10 protein-coding genes are annotated in these 9,841 nt (G+C 68.6%); 7 read left to right on the plus strand and 3 right to left on the minus strand.

The features are described from left to right. The 5 genes from KDB67_RS14520 to KDB67_RS14540 form a co-directional block, all read left to right on the plus strand. The coding region (locus KDB67_RS14520; RefSeq protein WP_291016931.1) for a DUF3043 domain-containing protein at positions 1-468 on the plus strand (468 nt) is incomplete at its 5' end. An 8-nt stretch (positions 469-476) separates the two neighbouring features. Next, on the plus strand, positions 477-2,243 hold the full coding sequence (cobT, locus tag KDB67_RS14525) for a nicotinate-nucleotide--dimethylbenzimidazole phosphoribosyltransferase (RefSeq protein ID WP_291016934.1): 1,767 nt from the start codon (positions 477-479) through the stop codon (positions 2,241-2,243). Positions 2,244-2,256: 13 nt separating this feature from the next. Then, positions 2,257-3,042, plus strand: coding sequence for an adenosylcobinamide-GDP ribazoletransferase (locus KDB67_RS14530; protein WP_291016936.1), 786 nt, complete (start codon positions 2,257-2,259; stop codon positions 3,040-3,042). A 44-nt stretch (positions 3,043-3,086) separates the two neighbouring features. After that, complete coding sequence (locus KDB67_RS14535; protein ID WP_291016939.1) at positions 3,087-4,004, plus strand: amidohydrolase family protein; 918 nt, start codon at positions 3,087-3,089, stop codon at positions 4,002-4,004. 67 nt (positions 4,005-4,071) lie between these two features. Further along, a complete protein-coding gene (locus KDB67_RS14540) occupies positions 4,072-4,494 on the plus strand; it encodes a hypothetical protein (RefSeq protein WP_291016941.1) in 423 nt (140 codons plus the stop codon). On the opposite strand, the gene KDB67_RS14545 is transcribed toward KDB67_RS14540, so the two are convergent. Genes KDB67_RS14545 through gcvT form a run of 3 tightly spaced genes read right to left on the minus strand, consistent with a single transcriptional unit; the run spans position 4,466 to position 6,906 of the window. Then, positions 4,466-4,615 (minus strand): hypothetical protein, encoded by a 150-nt coding sequence (locus KDB67_RS14545; protein ID WP_291016942.1) that lies wholly within the window; start codon positions 4,613-4,615, stop codon positions 4,466-4,468. The two genes, KDB67_RS14540 and KDB67_RS14545, sit on opposite strands and share 29 nt — an antisense overlap. A 39-nt stretch (positions 4,616-4,654) precedes the next feature. Next, complete coding sequence (locus KDB67_RS14550; protein ID WP_291016944.1) at positions 4,655-5,755, minus strand: branched-chain amino acid aminotransferase; 1,101 nt, start codon at positions 5,753-5,755, stop codon at positions 4,655-4,657. Positions 5,756-5,799: 44 nt separating this feature from the next. Further along, a complete protein-coding gene (gene gcvT, locus KDB67_RS14555) occupies positions 5,800-6,906 on the minus strand; it encodes a glycine cleavage system aminomethyltransferase GcvT (protein WP_291016946.1) in 1,107 nt (368 codons plus the stop codon). 110 nt (positions 6,907-7,016) lie between these two features. Between gcvT and KDB67_RS14560 the strand changes: the two genes are divergently transcribed. Continuing rightward, positions 7,017-8,564 carry a leucyl aminopeptidase gene (locus KDB67_RS14560; protein ID WP_291016948.1) on the plus strand — a complete coding sequence of 516 codons (1,548 nt, stop codon included), beginning with the start codon at positions 7,017-7,019 and terminating at the stop codon, positions 8,562-8,564. 222 nt (positions 8,565-8,786) lie between these two features. Then, positions 8,787-9,841, plus strand: a 1,055-nt coding sequence (gene sucB, locus KDB67_RS14565; protein ID WP_291016949.1) for a 2-oxoglutarate dehydrogenase, E2 component, dihydrolipoamide succinyltransferase, incomplete at its 3' end; no start/stop codon positions are given.

The raw sequence follows: 9,841 nt of genomic DNA on the forward strand, positions 1-9,841 counted from the left end.
AAGAAGGAACTCAAGTCGACGATGACGCGCGAGGAGAAGCGCGCCGCGGCCGACGACCGCCGCGAACGGCGACTCAAGCAGCGCGAGGGCATGATGGCCGGCGACGAACGCTACCTGCTGCCGCGCGATCAGGGGCCGGTGCGTAAGTTCGCCCGCGACATCGTCGACTCGCGACGCAACCTGGCCGGGCTGTTCATGCCGTTCGCCATCGTCCTGATCTTCTTCATGTTCACGCCGATATCGGTGAACTATCCGATGATCATGAACATCGTGCTGTTGCTGTTCGTCGTGGTGATGATCGTCGACGCGGTCGTCCTGGGCCGATTGGTCAACCGCAGGGTCCGCGAACGCTACCCGGACAGCGCCGACGGCGGCTTCAAACTCGGCTGGTACTCGTTCAGCCGCGCGATGCAGTTGCGCAAAATGCGTGCACCGCGTCCGCAGGTGTCCGCCGGCGACCCGGTCTGAGCGGCCGGATGAGCGGAACACGAACTCTCGTCCTCGGCGGGGTGCGGTCGGGCAAGTCCACACATGGTGAGGCACTGCTGGCCGCCCACCCTCGGGTCCGCTATCTGGCCACCGGCCCGACCATATCGTCGGACACCGAGTGGGTGGCCCGGGTGCGCGCACACCGTGACCGCCGCGGAGACCGGTATCTGACCGTCGAGACGACGGACGTCGCGAAGGCGCTGGCCGACGATCCGGCCGTCGCCACGCTCGTCGACGATCTGGGCAACTGGGTGGCCGCGCAGGTCGATGCCGTCGACGGCTGGGATCACCTCGACCGGGGCATCGGCGACGCCTCGGCCGCGCTGTGTGAGGCGGTGGCCGCCTTCACCGGCGACCTGGTTCTGATCAGCCCGGAGGTGGGGCTGGCCCCGGTAGCCCCGACACCGGCAGGCCGCCGGTTCCAGGACGACCTCGGATCGGTCAACGCCGCGCTGGCGCAGGTGTGCGATCGTGTGCTGCTGGTGGTCGCGGGACGGGTGCTTGAGCTACCCGCGGGCGAACCCGCAGCCACTGTGGTCGCCGCGCAGCCGGTGCCGGTGCCGGTGCCCGACGAGGCGCCGGCACCGGTTACGGATGCTGCGCACATCCCGCCGGTTTCCGACGCCACACCTGACTCCGCCGACACCACGGCCGCCGAGGACGTCGTCCGGACGGGTGCGCTGCCGGTGCCCGCGAGGCCGGTCGACCCGGCCGACGCCGAGATCTTCCCACCTGTCGATGCACCCGATCATGACGCTGCCGAAGCGGCTCGTGCCCGCCAGCTCACCCTCACCAAGCCGCCGGGGTCGTTGGGCCGGCTCGAGGAGTTGGGCAATTGGGTGGCCGCCTGCCAGGGCATCTGCCCGCCACGACCCTTGCGTTCCCCGCGGGTTGTCGTGTTCGCCGGCGACCACGGCGTCGCCCGCGAAGGCGTGTCGGCGTACCCGCCGGAGGTCACCGCGCAGATGGTGGCCAACATCGCCGGGGGCGGGGCGGCCATCAATGTGCTCGCCCGGCGTGCCGGTGCCACTGTGCACGTGGCCGATCTGTCGGTCGACGCCGACACCAACCCGGCCGTCGCCGCGTTCAAGGTACGGCGTAGCAGCGGTGACCTGCAGGTGACCGACGCACTCAGCATCGACGAAGCGCGTCGGGCCCTCGCGGCCGGACGCGCCATCGCCGACAGTCTCGTCGACGCCGGTGCGGATCTGCTGATCGCCGGGGAGATGGGAATCGGTAACACCACTCCTGCGGCGATCTTGATCGGGACGATCACCTCCCGCGAACCCGTCGAGGTGGTCGGCCGGGGTTCGGGCATCGACGACGCCGGATGGATCCGCAAGACCGCCGCGATCCGCGACGGCATGCGCAGAGTACGAAAGCATCGCCACGATCCGCTCGCCATGCTCGCGACGGTGGCCGGCGCCGACCTGACCGCGATGGCCGGCTTCCTCGCGCAGGCCGCCGTACGCAAGACGCCCGTGATCGTCGACGGCGTCATCGTCACCGCGTCGGCGCTGGTCGCCGAGCAATTGGCACCGGGTGCGGTCCAGTGGTGGGTAGCCGGGCACCGTTCGGTCGAACCCGCCCACTCGGCGGCGCTCGAACATCTGGATATCGAACCGATCCTGGAGATGTCAATGCGCCTGGGCGAGGGCACGGGTGCGGTGCTGGCGCTTCCTGTGGTGCAGTCGGCGATCGACGTGCTCACGTCGATGGCGACGTTCGGCGAGGCAGGCGTCTCGAACGCCTGACCTTCCCGCAACGATGCCACTCTCCCCCATCTCCGCGGTTCACGTGGCGATCAGCTGGCTGACGGTGCTGCCGGTCCCGACTCCGGCGGTGGCCATGGACCGCCGCACCGGTGGCGCGGTGATCGCCGCGGTGCCCGTCGTCGGTGCACTGCTCGGATCCCTGGCCGCCGCACTGGCATTCGGGCTGTCGCACACGTCGCTGCCGTCGACGCTGATCGGGGTGCTGCTCGTGGTAGGGCTGGCGCTGATCACCCGCGGCATGCACGTCGACGGTCTGGCCGACACCGTCGACGGCCTGGGCTGCTACGGCCCACCCGAGCGCGTCGCGGAGGTGATGAAGTCGGGGTCGGTGGGTCCGTTCGGCGCCGCCGCGATCGTCGCCGCGGGCGCGGTGCAGGCCATCGGATTCGCGGCACTTACCGACGAACATCGTTGGTACGACATCGTTTTCGCGGTCATCGCAAGCCGTGTCGCGGTCGTCGCCGCATGTCGGCGGGCGCTGGGACCGGCGAGCGATACCGGCTTCGGTGCGATGGTCGCAGGCACGCAACGGCTTTCGCCGATCATCTGGCCGGCGATCATGCTGATCGGCGCGGCCGCGCTCGGCGCCACCGGATCGGGCAACTACGACATCACCCACACACTCACCGCGGCAACAACTCTCGCCGTGATGACAACGACAATATGGCTTCTATCGCGGCATTGCGCCCGCCGCATCGGCGGTATCACCGGAGACATCCTCGGCGCGGCGATCGAACTCGGCCTGGCGATGACCCTCGTCGGCCTCCTTGCTCGATAGCAGGTCGCCGCGGGAGCGTAGCGTCAAGCCTCATGTGCGTATCGATGCCGCAACCGTTCAGTCCCGAGGAGGCCCGGTCGGTCCGCGCCTTCACCGAACGCCTCGGACTTCCCGGGCTGATCGACGTGCACACCCATTTCATGCCGAAACAGGTCCTGGACAAGGTGTGGGCGTACTTCGATTCCGTCGGCCCGATACTCGGACGTGAATGGCCGATCACCTACCGCGCGCAGGAGGACGAGCGGGTGGCGACGCTGCGCTCGTTCGGTGTCCTGGGCTATTCGTCGATGATCTACCCGCACAAGCCGGGCATGGCGCAGTGGCTCAACGGCTGGGCGATCGACTTCGCCGCCTCACATCCGGACTGCCTGCAGACCGCGACCTTCTATCCGGAACCGCAGGCGCCGGGTTACGTCGCCGACGCGATCGCGGCCGGGGCACGGATCTTCAAGTCGCACATCCAGGTCGGCGACTACTCCCCCGACGACCCGCTGCTCGATCCGGTGTGGGAGCAGATCACCGCGGCACAGATACCCGTGGTGATCCACTGCGGTTCGGGACCGGCACCCGGCGCCCACACCGGACCGGAACCGATACGCCGCGTGCTGGGCCGATTCCCCACCCTCCCGTTGATCGTCGCGCACATGGGAATCCCGGAATACGTGGACTTTCTGGAACTGGCCGAACGCTACGACAACGTCCGGCTCGACACCACGATGAGTTTCACCGACTTCACCGAACAGATCGGGCCGTTCCCCACAGAACTCCTCGGCCGGCTCGGCGACCTCGGCCACAAGGTGCTCTTCGGCAGCGACTTCCCCAACATTCCGTACCCGTACCGGCACGCCCTCGACGCGTGCGAGCGTATCGGCCTCGGCGACGACTGGCTGCGCGCGGTGTGTTTCGGCAACGCAGCCGAGCTGTTCGACATCGAGCCGAAGGCACCGACTGCGCTTGCGTAACAGCAGGGCCCGCACCTGCGAAATCCCTGGTACGCCCAACAAACCCGGTCGACCTTCAGGAGGCATGATGGCCAAGTCATCCCGCAAGGCACACCGGACCGCGATCGGCGCACTCGCCCTTCTGATCTCGGCCATCGGATCCCTGCTCGCACCCTCGCACGCCGACGCAGTCACACCTCCGCAGGCCAGATTCTGGGTATCGAACGGGGCCATCGTCGTACACGTCGACAATCTCCCCCGCCGCCCGATCGAATGCCAGCTCTGGATCCCCGATCCGCTCCCGTGGGGCTTCGACACCAACCGCATCGTGAAGCAACGCACAGTCACGACCGGATCGGTAACCCTGTCGGCGATCCCGCAGCTGCACCCGCTGCCGCACCGGTACTACACCTTCGTGAACTGCTTCGCCTACGGGCCGGGCAAATCGCAGTACAGCTTCGTACGCAAGGCGATACTCTTCGTCACGCCCTTCGGCGGCTTCGGGTCATAGGTCGCAGGTCCGGGCGGGCCAACTCGGAGTCCGCATTGAGCCAGTCCAGTTCATCCTCACGCAACGGCTCCGCGAGGTCGATCCCGATCAGCTCCTGCCGTCGCGCCACGGTGTCGGTCATAGCCTCTCCACTGCGGGACGCGAGATCATTCCGGGCGCGTCAGTGCAGGCGGGTCATCCAGCCGTGGGTGTCGGCGAAGGTGCCGCGCTGGATGCCGGTCAGGGTGTCGCGCAGCGCCATCGTGACCTCACCGGGCCGACCATCGGCGATGGTGTAGTCCTCACCGACGCCGCGGACCCGGCCGACGGGGGTGATGACGGCGGCGGTACCACAGGCGAACACCTCGGTGATGTCGCCGGAGGCGGCACCCTTGCGAAGCTCCTCGGTGCTGATCTTGCGCTCCTCGACACCGAAACCGGCATCGGCGGCCAGCGTCAGCAGTGAGTCGCGGGTGATGCCGGGCAGCAGCGAACCGCTCAGCTCGGGAGTGACGAGGCGGGCGTCCGAACCGGAACCGAACACGAAGAACAGGTTCATGCCGCCCATCTCCTCGATGTAGCGGCGTTCGATGGCGTCGAGCCACACGACCTGATCACAGCCCTGTGCAGTGGCCTGCTGCTGCGCCAGGAACGCGGCGGCGTAGTTGCCGCCGCACTTGGCGAAACCGGTACCGCCGGGGGCGGCGCGCACGTACTCGGTGGACAGCCACACACTCACCGGCTTGATGCCGCCGGAGTAGTAGGCGCCCGCCGGGGAGGCGATCACCGAGTAGATGTACGAACCCGAAGGTGCGTTGACACCGAGTCCGGCCTGCGAGGCGAACATGAACGGACGCAGGTACAGCGACTCCTCACCGCCGGCCGCGGGCACCCACGCATTGTCGGCTTCGAGCAACGCCTTGAGTGAGGCGATGAAGTCGTCGACGGGCAACGCCGGCATCGCCAGCCGCTGCGCCGACCGCTGCAGGCGCGCACCGTTGGCCTCGGGCCGGAAGGCCGAGATCGAGCCGTCCGGCTGCCGGTAGGCTTTGAGGCCCTCGAAGATCTCCTGGCCGTAGTGCAGGACCATCGCCGACGGGTCGAGGGCGATGGGTCCATAGGGCTTTACCTGCGCGTTGTGCCATCCCTGGTCGATGTCATAGTCGACCATCACCATGTTGTCGGTGAAGTAATTTCCGAAGCCCGGTGCGGCGAGGATCTCCGAACGCCGACCCTCGGAAACCGGGTGCGGGTGTTCGGTGCGGCTGAACTGCAAGGTCATCGGTACATCCTATCGCCGTGCGGCAAGTGGTTTCCGCCGACCCGCTACACGTGCGATTCGACGAACGGCGGGATGACGACTTCACATGCCAGCGCCCGGCCACGGACGTCGATAGTGACCTCGTCGCCCTTCTTGACCCCGGACGCCAAGTCGAGCAAGGCCAGAGCGATGCCGTGTTTGAGAGTCGGTGAGAAGGTTCCCGATGTGCAGACGCCGATCTGTTGTCCGTCGGCCGCGTTGACCACGCAGCCGTCGCGCGGGATGCCGCGGCCGGTTGCCCGCAAACCGTAGAGCCTGCGCGCCGGACCCGCCGCCTTCTCGGCGAGCAGCGCGTCACGGCCGAAGAACGCCGGCTTGTCCCAGCCGACGGCCCAACCGACGCGGGCCTGGACGGGGGTGATCTCGGTGGAGAGCTCATGTCCGTGGAGTGCATAACCCATCTCGGTGCGCAGGGTGTCGCGGGCGCCGAGCCCGGCGGGCTGACCACCGACCCCGATCACCTTCTCCAGCAGGGCGTCGAACACCGGTCCGGCGTCCGCCCAGCGCGGCAGGACCTCGAAGCCGCGTTCGCCCGTGTAACCGGTTCGGCACACCCGCACAGGTGCCGTCCCCGACGGCAGCGTCAGCTCGGCATCGGCGAACGCCATGTACTCCATGTCGGCGGGCAACCCGAGGCTTTCGAGCACCTCGGGCGCACGCGGCCCCTGCACCGCGAACACCGCATACTCGGGGTGCTGGTCGGTGACGGTGATCCCGTCGGGCGCGACGGCCTGCAGCGCGGCGACGACCGTCGCGGTGTTGGCGGCGTTGGGAACCAGGAACACCTCGTCCGGGCCGACGAGGTAGGCGATCAGATCATCGATCACCCCGCCGGATTCGTTGCAGCACAAGGTGTACTGGGCCTTGCCCGGGCCGATCTTGGCGAGGTCGTTGGTGAGCGTGGAGTTCACGAAATCCGCGGCACCCGGCCCCGACACCAGCGCCTTGCCCAGGTGGCTGACGTCGAAGATCCCGGCGGCCTCACGTACGGCCGTGTGTTCGGCGACGGTCCCCGCGTACGACACCGGCATGTTCCAGCCGCCGAAACCGGCGAAAGTAGCCCCCAGCGCGACGTGGCGGTCGGCGATCGGCCCGTCAAGAAGTTCACTCATGGCGTCCTACGCTACTGGGTTTCACCGGGCGTATCGCGCCGGTGCTCCACACGATCACCGCCGGCCACATCACCGCAGCCGACTGTGCCCACTGTGGCAGAGTTGACCGGGTGAGCAAGAACGACTCCTTCGACCGCGTCCGCGGCCCCGAACTGCACCTGTCCTCCACCATCGACGCCGACGACACGGTCCTCGTTCTCGGCCTGATCGGTCCCGAATCCGCCGACGGCCCCAGCCCCTCGGACGCACCCGCCGAGCCCACTCTGGTGACGGTCGACGGCATCCTCGACGACGCGGCGGCCGAACAGATATCGGCGTCACTGAAGGTGCTCGGCGCCACCGGCAAACACGGTGAGGTACACCGTTTCCCCGCCCCGGCGTCGGTACCGGTCGACCTGATCGTCACCATCGGCCTCGGCGCCCCGGCCGACGTCGACGACGCGGACAAGGTGCGGCAGGCCGCGGGCATCGTCGCGCGATCGCTCGACGGTCTCGACTCGGTGGCCACCACGCTGTCGGATGCGAACCTGGACGCCGCGGCCGAGGGTTTCTTCCTGGGTGCCTACCGGTTCGAGGAGTTCCGGTCCGACAAGTCCCGGGCCAAGAAGGCGCCGCCGTCGTCGGTGACGCTGCTCGTCGAGGAACGGACCAGGGAGGCCAAGGCCGAACTCAGCCACGCCGCCGCGGTCGCCGACTGCGTGGCACTGGCCCGCGACTTCGTCAACACTCCCCCGAGCCACCTGTATCCCGAGGAGTTCGCCGACCGCGCACGGGTCCTCGCCGGCGCCGCCGGACTGAAGGTGGAGATCCTCGACGATGCCGAACTCGCCCGCAGCGGGTACGGCGGCATCATCGGCGTCGGCAAGGGTTCGTCGCGGCTTCCCCGACTGGTCCGGCTGACCCACAACGCCGGCAAGGACGCCAAGACGGTGGCGCTGGTGGGCAAGGGCATCACCTTCGACACCGGCGGCATCTCTCTCAAGCCGCCGGCCGGCATGGAGAACATGACCTCCGACATGGGCGGGGCGGCGGCGGTGATCGCCTCGACGATCCTGGCCGCCCGGCTCGGTCTGGACGTCAACGTCATCGCCACCGTCCCGATGGCCGAGAACATGCCGTCGGACACCGCGCAGCGCCCCGGCGATGTGCTCACCCAGTACGGCGGTATCACCGTCGAGGTCATCAACACCGACGCCGAAGGGCGGCTCATCCTGGCCGACGCGATCGTGCGCGCGGGCGAGGACAATCCCGACTACCTCATCGACACCGCGACACTGACGGGCGCGCAGATGGTCGCGCTGGGCACCCGCACCCCCGGCGTGATGGGTACCGACGAGTTCCGGGACCGGGTGGCACGGCTGTCGGCCGGGACCGGCGAGAACGCGTGGCCGATGCCGCTGCCGACCGAACTTCGCGCCGAACTCAACTCGCGGGTCGCCGACCTGGTGAACGCCGGAGCACAGCGCTGGGGCGGCATGCTGCTGGCCGGGGTGTTCCTCAAGGAGTTCGTGCCCGAGGGCGTGCAGTGGGCGCACATCGACATCGCCGGCCCGGCATTCAACACCGGCGGGGCGTGGGGCTACAACCCCAAGGGTGGTACGGGCGTACCGGTCCGCACGATCCTCGCGGTACTCGAGGACATCGCCGCCAACGGATGATCGGGTCCCGCCCGTGACGAACGCGACCGATTCCCGGACGGCGCCGGCGGGGCGGACGGCCGGTCAGCAAACTTCTCGGGCGGTAAGTACCGCACATCACATCTCGGAAAGCGATCGCGGGTAGGGTTCTATCCCGAGGCATCGACCACCCCGCCGATACCGAGCCGCACATAATTTGTCCGTCATCAACGCGTCAAGTTTGAGTTTGAGGAGTCAACAGCGATGGCCTTCTCCGTCCAGATGCCCGCCCTGGGTGAAAGCGTCACCGAAGGAACAGTGACCAGGTGGCTGAAGGAGGAGGGAGACACCGTCGAGGCCGACGAGCCATTGCTCGAGGTCTCCACCGACAAGGTCGACACCGAGATCCCGGCTCCCGCGTCGGGCGTGCTGATCAAGATCGTCGCGCAAGAGGACGACGTGGTCGAGATCGGCGGCGAGTTGGCCCTTATCGGTGACGCCTCCGAGTCCGCAGCCCCCGCACCCGCCGCGCCCGCACCGGCAGCCGAAGAGCCCGCCGCAGCCGCACCCGCGGCAGAACCGGAGCCGGCTGCCGCAGCCGCACCGGCGTCAGCCGCCGAGGGTACAGAGGTCGTGATGCCCGCGCTCGGCGAGTCCGTCACCGAGGGCACCGTCACCAACTGGCTCAAAGCCGTCGGCGACGAGGTGTCGGCCGACGAGCCGCTGCTGGAGGTCTCCACCGACAAGGTCGACACCGAGATCCCCGCACCAGCCTCCGGCACCCTGCTGGCGATCTTCGCCCAGGAGGACGACGTCGTCGAGGTCGGCGGCAAGCTCGCGATCATCGGTGACGCGTCGGCGGCACCCGCACCCGCGGCCCCCGCGCCGGCACCCGAACCCGAACCGGAACCCGAACCTGTCGCGGCGACACCGGCACCGGCACCGACCGAGTCGGCGACCGTGGTGAAGGCCGACCCGCCGACCATCGAGTCGACGCCGTACGTGACGCCGCTGGTCCGCAAGCTCGCCGCCGATAACAGCCTCGATCTGAATTCGATCAAGGGCACCGGGGTGGGCGGCCGCATCCGCAAGCAGGATGTGCTGGCCGCGGCCGAGGCCGCCAAGGCACCCGAACCGGCACCGGCCGCGCCCGCTCCTGCTGCCCCCGCTCCCGCCGCGAGTGCTCCGGCGACGAGTGCTCCGGCCGCCGCGGAGGTCCGGCCCGAGCTCGCCGCGCTGCGCGGAACGACGCAGAAGGCCAACCGGATCCGTCTCATCACGGCGAAGAAGACCCGCGAATCGCTGCACGAGAGCGCTCA

The sequence above is a fragment of the Gordonia sp. (in: high G+C Gram-positive bacteria) genome (genome assembly GCF_020438995.1).
GTDB lineage: Bacteria > Actinomycetota > Actinomycetes > Mycobacteriales > Mycobacteriaceae > Gordonia.

Coding starts and splice junctions, on each gene's coding strand:
- cobT (WP_291016934.1), top strand. CDS start 477: ATGAGCGGAACACGAACTCTCGTCCTCGGCGGGGTGCGGTCGGGCAAG.
- KDB67_RS14530 (WP_291016936.1), top strand. CDS start 2,257: ATGCCACTCTCCCCCATCTCCGCGGTTCACGTGGCGATCAGCTGGCTG.
- KDB67_RS14535 (WP_291016939.1), top strand. CDS start 3,087: ATGCCGCAACCGTTCAGTCCCGAGGAGGCCCGGTCGGTCCGCGCCTTC.
- KDB67_RS14540 (WP_291016941.1), top strand. CDS start 4,072: ATGGCCAAGTCATCCCGCAAGGCACACCGGACCGCGATCGGCGCACTC.
- KDB67_RS14545 (WP_291016942.1), bottom strand. CDS start 4,615: ATGACCGACACCGTGGCGCGACGGCAGGAGCTGATCGGGATCGACCTC.
- KDB67_RS14550 (WP_291016944.1), bottom strand. CDS start 5,755: ATGACCTTGCAGTTCAGCCGCACCGAACACCCGCACCCGGTTTCCGAG.
- gcvT (WP_291016946.1), bottom strand. CDS start 6,906: ATGAGTGAACTTCTTGACGGGCCGATCGCCGACCGCCACGTCGCGCTG.